Origin of the sequence: Vibrio sp. LQ2 (assembly GCF_023920125.1) — a bacterium.
GTDB lineage: Bacteria > Pseudomonadota > Gammaproteobacteria > Enterobacterales > Vibrionaceae > Vibrio > Vibrio fluvialis.
Genome location: NZ_CP085308.1, coordinates 497,068 through 514,821 on the forward strand (window position 1 = coordinate 497,068; position 17,754 = coordinate 514,821).

The 17,754-nt window shown below is 47.5% G+C and carries 16 protein-coding genes and 1 riboswitch; of the genes, 9 read left to right on the plus strand and 7 right to left on the minus strand.

Annotation, left to right across the window (positions count from 1 at the left end):
• The first annotated feature begins 20 nt into the window (after positions 1-20).
• The gene (locus LGV68_RS02460; RefSeq protein WP_020330222.1) at positions 21-476 is read left to right on the plus strand and encodes a glycine zipper 2TM domain-containing protein; all 456 of its coding nucleotides are present in this window, start codon (positions 21-23) and stop codon (positions 474-476) included.
• 170 nt (positions 477-646) lie between these two features.
• Positions 647-1,927 carry a 3-phosphoshikimate 1-carboxyvinyltransferase gene (gene aroA, locus LGV68_RS02465; protein WP_020330223.1) on the plus strand — a complete coding sequence of 427 codons (1,281 nt, stop codon included), beginning with the start codon at positions 647-649 and terminating at the stop codon, positions 1,925-1,927.
• Between the two features lie 36 nt (positions 1,928-1,963).
• On the opposite strand, the gene LGV68_RS02470 is transcribed toward aroA, so the two are convergent.
• Complete coding sequence (locus tag LGV68_RS02470; RefSeq protein WP_020330225.1) at positions 1,964-2,212, minus strand: YciN family protein; 249 nt, start codon at positions 2,210-2,212, stop codon at positions 1,964-1,966.
• Between the two features lie 340 nt (positions 2,213-2,552).
• On the opposite strand from LGV68_RS02470, the gene topA reads away from it, so the two are divergent.
• The 5 genes from topA to LGV68_RS02495 all read left to right on the plus strand — a co-directional run bounded on the left by topA (position 2,553) and on the right by LGV68_RS02495 (position 11,026).
• On the plus strand, positions 2,553-5,186 hold the full coding sequence (gene topA, locus LGV68_RS02475) for a type I DNA topoisomerase (protein ID WP_252536174.1): 2,634 nt from the start codon (positions 2,553-2,555) through the stop codon (positions 5,184-5,186).
• A gap of 201 nt (positions 5,187-5,387) precedes the next feature.
• Complete coding sequence (locus tag LGV68_RS02480; protein WP_252536175.1) at positions 5,388-7,058, plus strand: GGDEF domain-containing protein; 1,671 nt, start codon at positions 5,388-5,390, stop codon at positions 7,056-7,058.
• Positions 7,059-7,407: 349 nt separating this feature from the next.
• On the plus strand, positions 7,408-8,625 hold the full coding sequence (gene glgC, locus LGV68_RS02485) for a glucose-1-phosphate adenylyltransferase (RefSeq protein WP_020428715.1): 1,218 nt from the start codon (positions 7,408-7,410) through the stop codon (positions 8,623-8,625).
• A gap of 1 nt (position 8,626) precedes the next feature.
• Positions 8,627-10,081, plus strand: a complete 1,455-nt coding sequence (glgA, locus tag LGV68_RS02490; RefSeq protein WP_024374258.1) for a glycogen synthase GlgA — start codon at positions 8,627-8,629, stop codon at positions 10,079-10,081.
• A gap of 144 nt (positions 10,082-10,225) precedes the next feature.
• The gene (locus LGV68_RS02495; protein WP_020428713.1) at positions 10,226-11,026 is read left to right on the plus strand and encodes an alpha/beta hydrolase; all 801 of its coding nucleotides are present in this window, start codon (positions 10,226-10,228) and stop codon (positions 11,024-11,026) included.
• On the opposite strand, the gene LGV68_RS02500 is transcribed toward LGV68_RS02495, so the two are convergent.
• The 5 genes from LGV68_RS02500 to torD form a co-directional block, all read right to left on the minus strand.
• The gene (locus tag LGV68_RS02500) at positions 11,023-11,346 is read right to left on the minus strand and encodes a DUF2007 domain-containing protein (protein ID WP_020330231.1); all 324 of its coding nucleotides are present in this window, start codon (positions 11,344-11,346) and stop codon (positions 11,023-11,025) included. The two genes, LGV68_RS02495 and LGV68_RS02500, sit on opposite strands and share 4 nt — an antisense overlap.
• Complete coding sequence (locus tag LGV68_RS02505; protein WP_252536177.1) at positions 11,343-12,032, minus strand: TVP38/TMEM64 family protein; 690 nt, start codon at positions 12,030-12,032, stop codon at positions 11,343-11,345. Before LGV68_RS02505 ends, LGV68_RS02500 begins: the two co-directional genes overlap by 4 nt.
• A 127-nt stretch (positions 12,033-12,159) precedes the next feature.
• Positions 12,160-12,750 carry a TfoX/Sxy family DNA transformation protein gene (locus LGV68_RS02510; RefSeq protein ID WP_020330233.1) on the minus strand — a complete coding sequence of 197 codons (591 nt, stop codon included), beginning with the start codon at positions 12,748-12,750 and terminating at the stop codon, positions 12,160-12,162.
• Between the two features lie 117 nt (positions 12,751-12,867).
• A riboswitch (cyclic di-GMP riboswitch) is annotated at positions 12,868-12,952 on the minus strand.
• Between the two features lie 159 nt (positions 12,953-13,111).
• Positions 13,112-14,122, minus strand: a complete 1,011-nt coding sequence (gene purR, locus LGV68_RS02515) for an HTH-type transcriptional repressor PurR (protein WP_020330234.1) — start codon at positions 14,120-14,122, stop codon at positions 13,112-13,114.
• A 275-nt stretch (positions 14,123-14,397) separates the two neighbouring features.
• A complete protein-coding gene (gene torD, locus LGV68_RS02520) occupies positions 14,398-15,045 on the minus strand; it encodes a molecular chaperone TorD (protein ID WP_020428710.1) in 648 nt (215 codons plus the stop codon).
• A 222-nt stretch (positions 15,046-15,267) separates the two neighbouring features.
• Between torD and torR the strand changes: the two genes are divergently transcribed.
• Entirely contained in the window at positions 15,268-15,975 is a 708-nt protein-coding gene (gene torR, locus LGV68_RS02525; protein WP_020330237.1) for a two-component system response regulator TorR, read from the plus strand.
• A gap of 65 nt (positions 15,976-16,040) precedes the next feature.
• Here the strand turns inward: torR and elyC are convergent, their stop codons facing one another.
• Complete coding sequence (elyC, locus tag LGV68_RS02530; RefSeq protein WP_024374256.1) at positions 16,041-16,850, minus strand: envelope biogenesis factor ElyC; 810 nt, start codon at positions 16,848-16,850, stop codon at positions 16,041-16,043.
• Positions 16,851-16,964: 114 nt separating this feature from the next.
• Here elyC and cmoM point away from each other — a divergent pair, with 114 nt between their 5' ends.
• Positions 16,965-17,747, plus strand: coding sequence for a tRNA uridine 5-oxyacetic acid(34) methyltransferase CmoM (gene cmoM / locus LGV68_RS02535; RefSeq protein ID WP_020428706.1), 783 nt, complete (start codon positions 16,965-16,967; stop codon positions 17,745-17,747).
• Positions 17,748-17,754: the final 7 nt, after the last annotated feature.

Here is a 17,754-nt window from a genome sequence, read left to right on the forward strand (position 1 = left end):
TCATCTTCAAGGAGATAAAAATGAAACGGTGGTTTTTGATCTTATTGATTTTTCCTTTGTTTGCCAATGCTGCCTATCAGCGAAATCAGGCTCGCCCAGTGAATGAGGTGGTGTTCGGCCAGGTTGAAACGGTACGCTACATCTCTCAACAAGATATCGTGCATTCAAAGGCGAATGGTTGGGAGACTCTGCTTGGCGCCGTAGTTGGTGGGTTGATTGGCAACCAGTTTGGGGATGGGCATGGTCGAGAAGTCGCGACGGCGATTGGTGCGGTGGCGGGCGCGGGCATTGCTCGTTCCAATGCCAACCAAACCTATCATGTAGAGTATCGTCTGGTGGAAATTCTGATCAAAACTTCAGAAGGGAAGTTGATTGACGTGATTCAGGATGTCGATAGTCAGATGTTGTTCAGTTCCGGTGACCGGGTACGTATTCTGTATTTTGACGACGGAGTAAGAGTGGATAAGGAGATGTAGCCAGGTCTGTACGGCTTTCTGCTGGTGGCTATGGTGTCGGCAGAATTTCATTTTAAACCGCAGATTAGCACTGGCTATCCCCATAGAATTTGGTTAGTCTGCGGATACGAAGAATTTTCACTGCCCTAAATAAAAACAGGAATAGTGGCGGTGCAAGGAACACAACTTTAATGGAAAGCCTCACGTTACAACCCATTGCAAAAATTGACGGAGAAGTGAACCTTCCGGGTTCCAAAAGTGTATCAAACCGCGCTCTGCTGCTAGCTGCGTTAGCCAAAGGTACGACGCGTCTGACCAACCTACTCGACAGTGATGATATTCGCCACATGTTGAATGCCCTGAGCAAGCTGGGCGTGGTGTATCGTTTGTCAGAAGACAAAACCGAATGTGAAGTGGAAGGGCTCGGTAAGCCGTTTACCGTCTCTGAGCTTCAGGAACTGTTCTTAGGTAACGCAGGTACTGCTATGCGCCCTCTGGCCGCTGCGTTGTGTCTGGGAGAGGGCGAGTTCATCCTGACGGGTGAGCCGCGCATGAAGGAGCGCCCAATCGGCCATCTGGTTGATGCTTTGCGTCAAGCTGGTGCGCAGATCGAGTATCTGGAAAACGAAAACTACCCACCATTGCGTATCACGGGTACAGGTTTAGAGTCGGGAACCGTCTCAATTGACGGCTCGATCTCCAGTCAGTTCTTAACTGCTTTTCTGATGTCTGCCCCTTTGGCAAAAGGTAAAGTAACCATCAAGATTGAGGGTGAGCTGGTATCGAAACCCTATATCGACATTACTCTGCACATCATGGAACAGTTTGGCGTTCAGGTGATCAACAACGATTATCAGGAATTTGTCATTCCAGCTGGCCAGTCTTATGTTGCTCCAGGTAACTTCCTGGTAGAAGGGGATGCATCATCGGCGTCTTATTTCTTGGCCGCGGCCGCGATTAAAGGTGGCCAGGTAAAAGTGACCGGTATCGGTAAGAACAGTATTCAGGGTGATATTCAATTCGCTGAAGCGTTGGAAAAAATGGGCGCACAAATCGAATGGGGTGATGATTATGTTATCGCTCGTCGCGGCGAACTGAATGCGGTGGATTTGGATTTCAACCATATTCCTGATGCTGCAATGACCATTGCTACTACGGCCCTGTTTGCCTGCGGCACTACGGCGATTCGCAATGTATATAACTGGCGAGTGAAAGAGACAGACCGACTGGCCGCAATGGCGACTGAGTTGCGTAAAGTCGGTGCAACGGTGGAAGAGGGTGAAGATTACATCATCATTACGCCACCGGAGCAGTTGATTCATGCCGCGATTGATACGTACGACGACCATCGTATGGCGATGTGCTTCTCTTTGGTTGCTCTGAGCGATACGCCAGTGACCATTAATGACCCTAAGTGTACGTCAAAAACCTTCCCGGATTATTTTGATAAGTTTGCACAGCTGAGTCACTAAAGTGATTGAAATAAAAGCCTCTTAACGAGGCTTTTATTATTTTTGTACAGTAAATTCTTTGGACAGCTGGTGGGCGAGATATTTGAACATATTAAATACCGCCGTTGTTTTCGCCGTAGGCAAACCTTTGTCGTCCAAAAAGTAGTTGCCTTTGAACACCAGAACACCTTCTTTCTCTTCCACGCTCTCGGCCCGCATGCCCTCTATATAGCTTTCGTGCTCCTGAATCAGTTGGTTGGCGATCAGCAACAGATCAAATTCACTGATGGCTTTTTTCTCATTCATTGTACTTCTCCTCAGGTTGGAACTGGCTCCAGTTTAGAGCTGTGACACGTAAATACCATGATCAAAAGCAGCTAAAGTCGCATTCTCGTTGTTAAGCAATTTGTGATTTGTTCCATATTTCACTCGTTTGCGGTCGCACGGGACGCACAGTCACTTTAGTATGTGCGGGTTTTAGAACAGAGAATACGCTTTCGTCGAATTGTCGAGCAAATAAATGGTTTTTTAAAAAAACAAGTTGATCTTCTCTTTGTTCGGCTCGATAGTAAAAAAAGAAGCAATATTTTAGAACGTCAATGCGATCGACTGTTCGCATAGTGATTAAGGACATTTGAATCAAATTATGGGTAAATCACTCGTTATAGTGGAGTCGCCAGCCAAGGCCAAAACAATCAATAAATATCTTGGCAAAGACTTTATTGTGAAGTCTAGTGTCGGTCATGTCCGCGATCTGCCTACTGCCGGTCAGAGCAGTACTACACCAACCAAGAAAGCGGCCGCTACGTCGACTAAAAATTTGAGCGCAGAAGAGAAAGCGCGCTTAAAGAAAGAGAAAGACCAAGCCGCGCTGATCAAGAAAATGGGTGTCGACCCTTATCATGGCTGGGAAGCGAATTATCAAATCCTACCGGGTAAAGAGAAGGTTGTTGCCGAACTACAGAAATTAGCGAAAGACGCAGACAGCGTTTATCTCGCAACCGATTTGGACCGCGAGGGAGAGGCTATCGCTTGGCACCTTCGTGAGATCATCGGTGGCGATGAAGAGCGATATAAACGTGTTGTGTTTAACGAAATTACCAAAAACGCTATCCAACAGGCTTTCCAGCATCCTGGCGAGCTCAATATGGATGGTGTGAACGCTCAGCAGGCGCGTCGTTTTATGGACCGCGTTGTGGGCTTCATGGTGTCTCCGCTGCTGTGGAAAAAAGTAGCACGTGGCCTTTCGGCAGGGCGTGTTCAGTCTGTGGCTGTGAAATTGCTGGTTGAGCGCGAGCGCGAAATCAAAGCGTTTGTGCCAGAAGAGTTCTGGGACATCCACGCAGACACCAAAACGCCGGGTAAAGACGATTTCCGCCTGCTGGTGGCACAAAAAGATGGCGTCGCATTCAAACCTTCCAACGAAACGGAAGCGAATGCGGCGATGTCGGTGCTGCAAAAAGCGGCTTATGAAGTGTGCAAACGCGAAGACAAGCCAACCAGTAGCAAACCATCGGCACCATTTATTACTTCTACACTGCAACAAGCGGCGAGTACCCGCCTTGGTTACGGTGTGAAAAAGACCATGATGCTGGCGCAACGTTTGTATGAAGCAGGTTACATCACCTATATGCGTACCGACTCAACCAACCTGAGTTCGGAAGCGGTTGATGCGGTTCGTCAGTACATCACCAGTGAATTTGGCGAAGCTTATCTGCCAGGTAAACCAAACGTGTACGGTAGCAAAGAAGGGGCTCAGGAAGCGCACGAAGCGATCCGTCCTTCAGATGTCGCGATTAAGGCTGATGATCTGGAAGGTATGGAAGCGGATGCCCACAAACTGTACGCTCTGATTTGGAACCAGTTTGTTGCCTGTCAGATGACACCAGCTCAATACGATTCAACCACAGTGAGCGTGAAAGCTGCAGAATACACGCTGAAAGCGAAAGGCCGTATTCTGAAGTTTGATGGCTGGACGCGAGTTCAACGCCCTCTGGGTAAAAATGAAGATCAGATTCTTCCAGCCGTTGAAGTTGGTGAGACGCTGTCCCTGGAAAAACTCGATCCAAAACAACACTTCACCAAGCCGCCAGCTCGTTTTACTGAAGCGGCACTGGTCAAAGAGTTGGAGAAGCGTGGTATTGGTCGTCCTTCGACTTACGCGTCGATCATCTCGACCATTCAAGACCGTGGCTACGTGAAAGTGGATCAGCGCCGTTTCTATGCTGAAAAAATGGGCGAGATCGTAACCGACCGTCTTGATGACAGCTTTGAAGATCTGATGAACTACGATTTTACCGCACGCATGGAACAGAAACTGGACCAGATTGCGGAAGGTGAAACCAGCTGGAAAGGTGTACTGGATAACTTCTTTGAAGATTTCAGTCAGAACCTAGAGCAGGCAGAACAAGATGAAGAGCACGGTGGTATGAAACCAAACCACATCGTGATGACCAACATTCTGTGTCCGACTTGTTCACGACCAATGGGCATTCGTACTGCGTCAACGGGTGTTTTCTTGGGTTGTTCCGGTTACGCTTTGCCGCCAAAAGAGCGTTGTAAAACTACTATCAACCTGGGCGATGAAGAAGGCATCATCAACGTTCTGGAAGAGGATGTTGAAACAGCGGCTCTGCGTGCTAAGAAGCGTTGTCCTATCTGTGAAACCGCGATGGATGCGTACCTGATTGACGATAAGCGTAAGCTACACGTGTGTGGTAACAACCCTAACTGTGACGGCTATATCGTTGAACAAGGCGAATTCAAAGTGAAAGGCTATGATGGCCCGGTTGTCGAGTGTGACAAGTGTGGTTCAGACATGGTGCTGAAAAACGGTCGCTTTGGTAAATACATGGACTGTACCAGTGAATCTTGTAAGAACACGCGTAAGATCCTGAAAAACGGTGAAGTTGCACCTCCTAAAGAAGATCCGGTCCACTTCCCTGAACTGCCATGTGAAAACTCGGATGCGTACTTTGTTCTGCGTGATGGTGCATCAGGTCTGTTCTTTGCGGCCAGCAATTTTCCTAAATCGCGCGAGACTCGTGCGCCACTCGTGGAAGAGCTAGCCAAGTACCGTGATCGCCTGCCAGAGAAGTATCAATATCTGGCCGAAGCCCCATCTCAGGACCCAGATGGCCTGAAGGCGGTGGTTCGTTTTAGCCGTAAGAGTAAAGAGCATTACGTGCGTACCGAAACGGATGGTAAACCATCAGGCTGGACCGCGCTTTACAACGATGGTAAGTGGGATATCACTGACAAGCGCAAAAACGCGAAATAGATAATTCAATTGTTAAAGGCAGCCTCAGGGCTGCCTTTTTTATATCCCAAAAACTTTGATCTAGTTCTCCGTATCAAAAAATCACAACTTTTAAGTGATATTTTTCATTTTAATTTTTTGAGAAAGTGCCAGCAGCTGTCTGTATGAATCATCAATTAGCATGAATGGCTGGGTATGAAACTAAGGATACGCATTTGTTCGATGAACATGCTGCTTGCACTGTTAGTGAGTGCGGCGGGTGTTTGGGCTGCGTATTATATTCTTAAGCAGGTTGAAGCCGATATTCTGGCGCAAACTGCGACTCTGCTTGCTCGCTATGACAGCCAAAAGGAACTGGCCCCAGTTCTCGAACAAGTACGTTCCGTGCGTCAGTTGTCTCAGGAACCTGCATTGATGATGTGGGCAAAGGACAGCGCGAATCAGGCACTCCAGCAGCATGTCTCTCAGCTGTTGACTCGCTATCGCTCCACAATGACGGAAACTCGTCTGCATCTGGTACTCGACGCCAGCATGGTGACATCTACTACCTTCCCATTGGTGCAAAACGTCTCTTTTCACCACGCCTCACTGGCGCCGCTGCAAGCTCAGGATCGCCCGTATCTGCTTGCCGGACAGAATGAACCTGCATCCGCTCATCTGATAACAAATATCGAGTCTGATACCACGTTGCTTCGTGTGCGAAGCGTGATACAAGCAGGCAAGCAGCCCGTGGGATTTGTTGAAACGCAAACTAATCTGGCTACGTTAACAGGCATGAGCCCTGAGAAAAACGTCAACGGAGTAACCACGTTGTGGGTGGATAATCAAAATTCGATTCGCCACAACCAAGAGCGTACTCAAATAAGTAATCGGTTCAATAACTTCCCGAGAGTGTTGTTGGCGACTGGCATGAACCGCGATTCGATAGCGCAGATGAGGCAGGTGATGGAGAAGCAACGCGATGGCCAGGAGCCTTCATCGCTGTTGCTGCATTACCAACAACCTGCTGCGTTAGTGGCTCTTAATTACATTGCCGATTTGGACTGGCATCAAATCAACGTTATAAACTCGAGCCAATTTCCGGCGTTGCAGCGGCTTTATCCGTTCTATTGGCTCTTTATTGGCGTCGTCTGGAGCTTTTGCTTCCTGGTCTGTCTGAGCAACGAGCGTTTGGTTAATCGCCCGCTTGCCGAGCTAAATAGCGCTATGCAGCGATTCTGGCAACGTCGGTCGTCACAAGCGCTTCACTTCGTTGATAAACCCAATACGGAAATAGGCCAATTGATGACGTCAGCTGAGCAGTACTCCCAAGCGATACTCGAGGCGGGCAGACAAGTGGAACATCAGGTTGCAGAGCGCACTTCGGTATTGGATCAGCTTTCTACTTCTGATCCGTTGACTTTGCTGCTCAATAAGCGAGGGATGGAAGCGGAGCTGCGCGCTGAATCAGCCCGGGCTCGTCGAGAGCAGGGCGCGTTTGGCTTAGTGTGGGTTGATATTAGTCATTACCAGACGTTACAGGCATCGTTAGGCAGCAAAGGCGTTGAGGAAGTGTTACGCCACGTCGCGCATTCCATCCAACTCAGCATTCGCGAATATGACGCCGCATGTCGTTGGGGAGAAAACGAATTCCTTATTCTGGTTCGTAACGATAGTGAACAGAGTCTGCGCGCGCTGGCTGAGCGATTATCTCAGCAGTGTGAGCAACCACTTCAACTGACTGGTCAGAACCAAGTGCTGTTAATTTCCCTTTCAATCGGCGCCACTTTAGTGGCAGAAGATACTGATATTAAAGAAGCGCTGGCGCGGGCGGACGGCGCACTCTACTTTGCTAAGCAAGACCCAAAGCAGAATATTCACATCTGGCAAGCGTGTGACACGGATGTCGCATAAATTTTCTCACTCTGCCTCCTTCTGTCACATTTCGTTACTACAATGCTGATGGAATTTTCGTCACTTTAAGCCAAAAGGGTGAAGGAATTGTTAGGTTTTATGTATTAAGAAGCCCCTAATCTGTGAGCGGGATTAGGAGTTAGCAACGTAACAGGCATTTCTATTAGAGAATACTTATTCTGAAATTGTATTCCCTGTGTGTTTGGATAAAGTAATAACCAACTGATTGCATTTTGAGTATGACATTGTGCTTGCTGCTAGCAGTTGCGGTCAGTGAGAAAGGAACGTGTCGCCATCCCCCCATCCCTCAATGTGGCGAACGGATATATGACAATAATGGAGAATAACAATGACTGGTGTATTAGGAATGATCTTGGCTGGCGGTGAAGGTTCTAGGCTGATGCCGTTGACGGAGTCCAGAACCAAACCTGCGGTCCCGTTTGGTGGTAGCTATCGGTTGATAGACTTTGCACTGAACAACTTTGTGAATGCTGATTTGATGCGCATTTACGTATTAACCCAATTTAAATCCCAGTCGCTCTATCTTCATATGAAGAAAGGGTGGAATGTCTCCAGTATCCGTGACCGTTTTATCGACTGTATTCCAGCGCAGATGCGTGATGGTAAGCGTTGGTATGAAGGCACTGCGGATGCCATCTATCAAAACCTGAGATTTGTCGAAATTTCAGAAGCAGATCAAGTCTGTATCTTTGGTTCTGACCATATTTACAAAATGGATATTCGCCAGATGCTTGATTATCACCGTCGCAAGGAAGCACGCCTGACGGTATCCGCGTTGCGTATGCCCTTGTCGCAAGCATCTCAATTCGGCGTGATCGAAGTGGACGATGAAGGTCGTATGGTCGGTTTTGAAGAAAAGCCGAAAAATCCTAAAGCGATTCCGGGCGATCCTGAGTGGGCGCTGGTGTCGATGGGCAACTACATTTTCGAAACGGAAACGCTGTGTGAAGAATTGCGTGAGGATGCCGCTTTAGAAAACTCCAGCCACGACTTTGGTAAAGACATCATTCCGAAGATGTTCCCGCAAGGTGGCGTGTATGTGTATGACTTCTCAACCAATAAAATCAAAGGCGAGAAGGAGTCTACCTATTGGCGCGATGTCGGTACGATCGAGTCTTACTGGGCTGCCCACATGGACTTGCTGGAAAAAGAGCCGCCATTCTCGTTGTACAACCGCAGTTGGCCTTTGCACACTTACTATCCGCCATTGCCGCCAGCAACATTTATTGATGTCGGCGATAAAAAAGTGACGATAACCGACAGCTTGGTTTCCGGTGGTAGCTACATTCAAGGTGCTAAAATTTATAAATCAATTCTGGGATTTCGCAGCAATATTGCTGCTGGCTCTTTGATAAGTGAATCTGTTATCTTGGGTGATGTGAAAATTGGTGCAGGATGCACAATAAAGCGCGCAATTATCGACAAAAATGTTGAAATCGCTCCGGGTACGATTATTGGCGAAGATTTAGAACTAGATAGACAACGCTTCCATGTATCCGACGAGGGAATTGTTGTCATAGCAAAAGGAACAAAAGTTGGATTCTAACATTGATCATCTTAATGTTTGGTTTGTCGTTTCAGAAGCTGAAGGACTGGTTAAAAGTGGTGGCTTGGCGGATGTAGCCAAGGCACTGCCAAAAGCTCTGGTAGAACTTGGTCATCAGGTAGCGCTTGTGCTGCCTGGTTATCGCTCCATCGCAGATAAAAATTCTGCTCCTGTGATTCTGGAAACGGAACTGACTCACTGGCCTCATATTCGTTACCAGGTTCGTCAGCGCGAACTGGATGGAGTGCCTGTCTATCTCATCGACTGCGACCCGTATTTTGACCGTCCTGAGCTGTATGCGGAAAGCAATCAGGCTTATCCCGATAATGGCGAACGTTTTGGTTTCTTTTCCGCCGCCTGTCTGGATGTGTTACCAAAACTCAATATCAAACCCGATATTATTCACGCCAACGATTGGCACACGGGATTGGTGCCATTTTTGCTCAAAACCCGCTACCGTGAAGACCACTACTTTGACGGTGTAAAGAGCGTTATTACGATTCATAACGCGATGTTTAAAGGCATATTCTCCTACCATCAACTGGAAGTGATTCCGGAACTGAATCTGTCTGGTATGGAGTTTTTGCAATACGGGCATGACCACATCAGCATGCTTCGTGCAGGGATTGCTTTCGCCGACAAAATTAATGCGGTCAGCCCGAACTATGCATCGGAGCTGTTAACGCCACTGGGTTCTCACGGTTTGGTGGATGATTTTGTCCGACGCGCCAGAGATCTGCATGGCATTATTAACGGTTGTGACTATACCGAGTGGAACCCGAAAACAGACAGTTACCTACCCAAAACATACAGTGATGAAGCGGTTTCGCTAAAACAGGGCAAGGCGGCGAGTAAAGCGCTGCTGCAGGAAGAATTGCAACTGCCGAAACGCGACATTCCTCTGTTTGGCATGGTGTGCCGCCTGACTCACCAGAAAGGCTTCCACTACATTTTACCTATCTTGGAACATTTCCTACGCAACGACGTGCAACTGGTCATTGTAGGAACAGGTGAACCCGAAGTTGCCGCGAAACTGCATAAGATTGCTGCAGCGCACTCGGACAAATTTGCCTTCGTTGAGGCCTACAGCAATCGCTTTGCACACTTAGTTGAAGCAGGCTCCGATTTTTTCCTGATGCCATCCGAGTTCGAAGCATGTGGTCTGAACCAAATCTACAGCATGGCCTATGGCACCTTGCCGATTGTGCGTGAAGTCGGTGGGTTAAAAGATACGGTGCTGGATTACGATAAGTACCCGAACGAAGCCACTGGTTTTGGCTTCCAGGAACCGTCTCCAGAAGCGCTGCTTATCACCATGCAACGTGCGTTGCTGTTTTATCTGCAACATCCAGATGAAATGCTAAAAGTGCAGCAGAGAGCGATGCAGAGAGATTTCAGTTGGCGAGAATCGGCGCTGGATTACATCAAAATGTACCGACTGGCGATATTTGATTGATTCGATACAACGGGGCGCATAAGCGCTCCGTTTTTTTAGCGACGTAAACGATCCACCAAACAGATTTTTACAACTAGAGTGCTATTCGCGTCTGGCTTTGTGGTAGTCTTTGCCACGTTATCAACTCGTAGCTCAGTGGTATTCATGTCTGACAGTCTGCTATTTCACAAAACCTTCGTACATCCTACCAGTCAGGAGTGGGTGGTCTTTGTGCATGGTGCAGGTGGCAGTTCGTCGATTTGGTTCAAACAAATCAAAGCCTATAAACAGCATTTCAACTTATTACTTATTGACCTGCGAGGGCACGGTAAATCCGGTGAGCTGATTAAAGGCTTGATGTCCAAACGTTATACGTTTCAGTCGGTTACTCAGGATGTGTTGCGGGTTCTCGATCACCTGAAAATTCACTCGGCTCATTTTGTGGGCATGTCGCTGGGTACAATTATTGTACGGAATGTGGCTGAGATATCTGCCGGGCGCGTACGCTCGATGGTGCTTGGTGGGGCGATTACTCGGCTTAACATCCGCTCGCAGGTATTGGTGAAACTTGGCCATTTCAGTCAGCACTTTATCCCTTATATGTGGCTGTATCGCCTATTTGCTTATATTGTGATGCCACAACGCAGTCAGAAAGAGTCCCGCCATCTTTTTATCCATGAAGCGCGTAAATTGTGCCAGAAAGAATTCAAACGCTGGTACACCCTGACCGCGGAAGTGAATCCGTTGATGCGTTACTTCAAGGAACGTGAGCTGGCAATTCCGACGCTGTATCTGATGGGCGAGCGGGACTACATGTTTATCCAACCGGTCAAAGAAATGGTCGCTGCTCACCAGCAGAGTGAACTGCATGAAATTCCTGATTGTGGCCACGTCTGCAACGTAGAGCAACCTGATGTGTTTAATCAGGTGTCTATTGAGTTTATTCAGCAGCAGATTCGCTCTTAATCTGCCAAGTCATCGGCTTTTCCGCAATTCCAGCATACGGCAAACTGACGCTCATTAAGCTCACCACAATGTGCACACTGCCATGGTGTTGAACGGGAACTGCTGGACGGGCTTTGATAATCTTCAATGATAGCTTGCGCCCGCTCATGCTGAGTCACGTCATACAACCAGATGTAAGGCGCAGTTTCATCATTCATCGGCAACTCACCGCGCAGACCAAACAAACCTTCTCCACGCACCTCACAGGCAATATTGGCTTGTTTTAGCAGTTCGCACAGCAAGTGTGCTTCCGTCGGATTGGCGGCTATGAATATTTTCATCGTTGTACCGTGTTGGCAGAGCGTCTGACCAGCCGGTTCATCACCCATTTCATGAGCAGTGGAAACACCCCAAGTAAGGCGAATGACAGCAACACCGATGGCGAGACAATGCCGGATAATGAATCAATTTGTGCCAGTTGTGTGCCGGCGTTTAGATACACCGCAGTGCCAGGCAGCATACCCAACTGGCTGACCCAATAGTAGCGGGCAACGTTAATGGGACTTAGGCCCATCAAGAGGTTTATCAGAAAGAACGGGAATACAGGGATCAGCCGTAATGACAGCAAATAAAACGCGCCATCACGCTCAACGCCTTGGTTGATTGCGTTCAGTTTGTCACCAAATCGTTGTTGAACCCAGTCTCGAAGCAGATAACGGCTGCTCAGAAAGGCTAGTGTTGCACCGATGGTACTGGTGAAAGAGACCAGCAAAAGACTGAGCCAAAAGCCGAACAATGCTGCTCCAAGCAATGTGACAACGGCTGCGCCGGGTATCGAGAACGCCGTAATCAAGACGTAGCTGACAAAGTAAATCAGGGCAGCAGCAAGCAAATGTTCGGCGATATAGTCCGACAACAGCGCTTGCTGAGCTTTGGCATTGTCCAGAGTGAGGTATTGACTGAACGTGAGCCCTAATCCAATGATCACGGCCAGCAAAATTAAGCCTAGAACTAACTTCTTACTCATCGATGTTTCTCGTTATACGGTTATCTAAGGTATACGTAACCAGACAGGGAAAAGCGATATTTTCTTTCACTCAAAGAAAAAAGCATCCGTGAACGGATGCTTTTAATGAAGTTGCTCTCAAAAAGGTTTACGACAAACGCTGTAACAACTCGTCGCGACGCGTCTGAGGGATAACTGACCAGTGCTTGCCCTCAATAGCGCCTTCAAGTGCCCACAGAAGCTCCAAGCCGACATCTGAAGAATGTGATTGTCTAACGGCTTTGTAAGCTTCTACGGCACCTTTCTCCTGCAGATCTTCCACCGTTTCGATGCCGGCTTTTTTCAGCATTCGTTCGGTTGCAAGGCGCAGGTTAGGGAGATCTTTAAGACGATCCGGCTTCGCTTGGGCTTGAGTCTCACGCTCATCTTTGGCCACTGCTAATGCCGCTTTCGCGTCTTCCAGAATTTTTGCGGTGTCTAACCAACAGTCTTCCGGCAAAGCGAAATACTTGGTTACAACGGGAAATCCGCGCTTTTTATAAACATAAGGCTCGTAGCCTTGTTGTTTGAACTTGGCTGTTGAAGCATCGTCGGCGCGAATGTGAAGTCTGTCGTTAACCACCAATGCGAACATTGTGTCATCAACAAAAATCCCAAAGCCACCAAACATTGAACGAGATTTAACGCGTCCAAATTGCTCAAAGAGCCGCATTGAATCTTTTAGTATTGGTTTATCCATGCTGTAAGTCTCGGTGTATTAATTAATACGCCACCAAAGTCAGGTCCGAGAAAATAGCAAAAGAATGCAGAGAGTATGTCAGTTAGGAGTCAACTTCTTAGTGTATGCATTTTTGCCATCGGTAACCCCGCTACCTACCCGAATTGGGTTTAGGCCGGAGGCTTTGCGTCCCACCTTTTCAGATGGTTTGCCCTGTGCGTGACATTTCCTTCAAAAAAAGGATAATCAAAAATTTGGATAAACATCACATTTATCTTGTGCAAATGTGATGTTATTCAAATATATATGTCCAACCATTGCAACTTGATTCATTGATTTTGAATCTAAATAGACAATTCAGACATGTTGATTTTCTGCAAAGTTATTGTTTTGTCAAGTCTTTTACTGTGTCGCGCTCTACAATCTCCGGATGCATCTCGAAGATACGGCGATCGTGCTCTTTATCTTTGATTCGTTCGAGTAATATTTCGAATGCGTTTTTACCTACACGACGTTTAGGTTGGTGGATAGTGGTTAGCGGTGGAGAGAAATACTCCGCCAGCTCAATGTTGTCATAACCGATAACGGACATATCTTCCGGAACACGGATCCCACGTTGTTGCAGGCGGCTCATTAAGCCAAGCGCCATCGTATCGTTAAAACAGAATACGGCGGTTGGACGTTTGTCCATGGCGATGATTTTATCTGCGGCCAGTACGGCGGTGTCACACTCGAAGTTACCTTCCAGAATCCAGTCTTCGCGGACAGGCAGGTTTGCTTCTGCCATCGCACGGCGGAAACCAGCAATACGTTCCTGACAGGCGGCTTTAACGAAATGGCCACTCAGACAAGCGATATCAGTGTGACCGCGGTCAGTCAGGTATTTGGTTGCCAGATAACCACCTTCTTCGGAGTTATCGATGATCTTATCAGCCTGAGAGGTCTCTGGACCCCAATCCATGATCACCTTAGGAATGTCAGAATGGCTTTCCAACATTTCCAGCAGTTCTTCGGTCAGGTCAGAACACATAACCAAAATACCGTCTACGCGCTTTTCCGCCAGCATGCGGATGTAGTCGCGTTGCTTTTCGTAAATACCACCGGTGTTACACAGGATCAGCGTGTAACCCTGACGGTAACAGTAGCTTTCCACACCATCGATCACTTCGGAGAAGAATAGGTTGGTGGACTGAGTGACCAACATACCAATCGTTCGTGTGGTGTTGCACTTTAGGCTTCGAGCTACAGCGCTCGGTGCATAGTTCAGCTCTTTAACAGCATCCATCACTTTTTCTTGTGTGGCTTCTGCAACAAATCGAGTTTTATTAATTACGTGAGATACGGTTGTTGTTGAAACGCCAGCCAGGCGTGCAACGTCTTTAATCGTAGCCATAGGTTTGTCCTGTCGATGACTGCTGAGCGCAACAAAATGCGTCGTGCTATCAGATTCAGCAGCGGTTAGGCTTGTACTGCAAGTGAAGCCTAAAAGTAGTAAAAACACAAAAACCGCTCGAAAACAGCGGTTTGCATCTTAAATTCATATTTTATCGTTTGCGGCCAATATAGTAGTCCGCAACGCGTGAACTCGCAACGAAATTCATCGGATGAGATCAAATGATCGTCACAAAGTTCGCGCGATATTCTTCAATTTGTGAGCATGATAGCGAACTATTCGTCAGTCAGATAAGCCTGATCAAGTTGCAGGAAAGCGACCAGAAGCTCGCTGACTGCGGCGTAAAAACCAAATTGATCAAGCGACTGGCAACGGGTCGCGAAAGTTGGTACCCAACTCAAGAGATGAGATTGGATAAATTCGGCCTGTTCAGAAAAGGCTTGTTCCATATGTGACTGTTTTTCCAGTTCGTTGGAGCGAATAATCATATGTCCCAAGAAATCCAACTCGACAGCCAAATGATCAGCTGGTTCGTTCAGTGAGTCGTGAATCGCAACGCCGTGCTGTTTCATCAAGTCAGCCATTTCTTGTGCCGGAGTATCGTTCAACAGGCCTGTTTTACCAAGGTAAACGGAGGCGTAGGGCAGGGCTGAATCCTTGTCTGATTTTAAAAACAGGTCGCAAAAGTCGGCCGCCAATTCAAGGCGGGCATCGTCACGGTCGAGCAAGCGGTTCAGTGCTTCCACCAGATGCGTCACCGCCGCTTTCAGTCCGGCGTTTTCACTCAAGCCAGTCAGAAAGGCACGAATTTCGGGTGAATGATATTGCTCGATCTCTTTATCACTGAGCTCTTTACTGAACAAACTCGACAACCACCAATAAATTTCGGCGCGCTTTTCGTTAAATGCTTTTACTTCTTGCATGGTTAGACTCCGGATACTTTCTCCCTATAAGTCTAAACAATAAACATGAATAGCAATAACGCAAACCATGAAAAAATATGAACAAATACGTCAGCAAATTAATAGCTTGCTCAGAGATTGCTTTGAATCAATAAACCCTGAGGTTTTTGGATTGCAGACTAGAATTATGACTGTTTATGAATAGAATTACGGAGTATTTCGAATGAGCATAAAGTGGTGTCAATGAGCTATCACATACTAGTTGTTGAAGACGACATCGTTACCCGCAGTAAGCTGGCTGGTTACTTTCAGAAAGAGGGTTATCAGGTAACAGAGGCTGAAAATGGGGTAGAGATGCGTCAGGCGCTCAGTGAACATGACATTGACCTGGTGATGCTGGACATCAATTTGCCAGGTGAAGATGGTTTGTTACTGACGCGAGAACTTCGCGGGCAATCAGATATTGGAATCATTCTGGTTACTGGACGCACGGATAGCATCGACAGAATTATTGGCCTCGAAATGGGTGCTGACGATTATGTCACCAAACCGCTTGAACTACGTGAGCTGTTGGTTCGCGTGAAAAATTTATTGTGGCGTATTTCCACTGCCTGCCACTGCAATCACGAACTCGAGCCGGACGACGACAAGCTCGTGCGTTTTGGCGAATGGACGTTTGATATCCAGCGCCGTTCATTAACTCGTAATGGCGAACCTGTGCGTTTAACGAAGGCGGAGTATGAGCTGTTGGTTGCTTTGTCGGCGTACCCTAATCAGGTGCTCAGCCGCGAGCGTATTCTCAATATGATCAGTCATCGGGTCGATGCGCCGAATGATCGCACCATCGATGTGTTGATTCGTCGTATGCGTGCCAAGATGGAGTTTGATCCAAAGAACCCGCAGATCTTTGTGACTGTACATGGTGAAGGTTACATGTTTGCAGGTGATTAAGCGTTGACGCTGAAAGAAAAAGACCCGCTTCAGCGGGTCTTTTTTTGTTTCTTCCCATGCAGTATTTACTGCAACGTGGTTTCGGCGTTATTGATCGGCGCGGTCTGTTCATGGCCGGCTACCCAGTCACGCAGTGACTGCCAAATTAAGCCCATACTTTCGTACCAGTAACGTTCTGTCTGCTCCAAATACAGCGCTTTGGGGGTGTATTTATCCCAAGGCTGACTGATATTGGTTTGAGCCAGAAAGTTGGTCGGTGCTGGAATAGGCTGTAAGCCCGCAGAGTGGAACTCATTTAACGCGCGTTGCATGTGACTGGCTGACGTCACCAGCACCAGTTTACGTTGCTGCACGAATGCCGCGGCCTGACGTGCTTCTTCCCAGGTATCTTTTGCTGTTTCCAGCAAAATAATATCGGATTTCGCAACGCCCAGCGCCAGCGCGACTCGAGCCAGCATGCGGGCATGACTGAACTCACTACCACCTGCGTAACCTGACAGGATCAGTTTCGAACCCGGATACAAACGCATAATGCGGATACCCTCGGTCAGACGCATTAATGCCGCGCGACTTAGTTCCGATGTCGGTGGAATTTGGTCGTCGACCACATGCCCGTTACCCAGCACCATCACGTAATCAATCGTGCCGTCAACCGGCAGGAAGGCTGTATACTGACGCTCTAAAGGCATCAAGAGACGACTGGACACAGGCTGGAATGAAATTAAGAAAATGCCAAACAGAGAAAATAAAACAACAAGGCATCCGGTTTTGCGTTTGGCGGTGAACATGATCAGCATCAGGCCCACAAATCCAATAATCAACAACGCCGGAAGTGGCATCAGTAAAGAGGAAACAATTTTTTTCAGCTCAAACATAAACAAATAGTCCGAAAAAACAGCACTTGATAATAAAAAGGGCTAAAGCCTCTTTATTCCTGCCATTCCTATGACAGAATAGCAGCACGATTGATTATCATAACTCAAGCCACTGTGACAGAAGATCGCAATTTCGACGATATTGCCCACAAATTTGCAAAAAATATATACGGTTCTGACAAAGGCGAAATCCGCCAAGTCATTGTTTGGGAAGATTTACTGCAATTGCTATCGCATTTTGGCGAAGCAAGCAAGCCTTTGCACGTTTTAGATGCAGGCGGCGGTCTGGCCCAAATGTCACAAAAACTGGCCAAGCTAGGGCACCGTGTCACCCTGTGTGATCTGTCTTCTGAAATGTTGCAGCTGGCAGAAAAGGATATTGCAAATCACGGTCTGCTTGAGCAGTATCGCTTGGTTCATTCACCGGTCCAGTCCATTCAGGACCACCTGTCAGACCCGGTGGATATTGTCATGTTCCACGCCGTAATGGAATGGTTGGCGGATCCGAGACCCGCGCTGGATAACTTGCTGGCGCAAGTTCGCCCGGGCGGTATGGTGTCGGTGATGTTCTATAACTATCACGGTCTGGTTTATAAGAATGCGGTTTGCGGTAACATTCCTCACGTTCTGGAAGGCATGCCTCACCGTAAACGTTTTAAACTTCAACCGCAGAAAGGCTTAATTCCGACGGACGTTTATCAATGGATAGAAGACGCCGGTTTTGAAATCTGTGGTAAGTCAGGTATCCGTTGTTTCAGTGATTACATTGGTAACATGAAAAATATGGGCGAATACCAATATGAAGATGTACTGGCTTTAGAACAAAAATTCTGTCGCCAAGAGCCGTACCTCTCATTAGGCCGATACATTCACGTATGGGCCAAGAAGAAACAATAACAGGAAT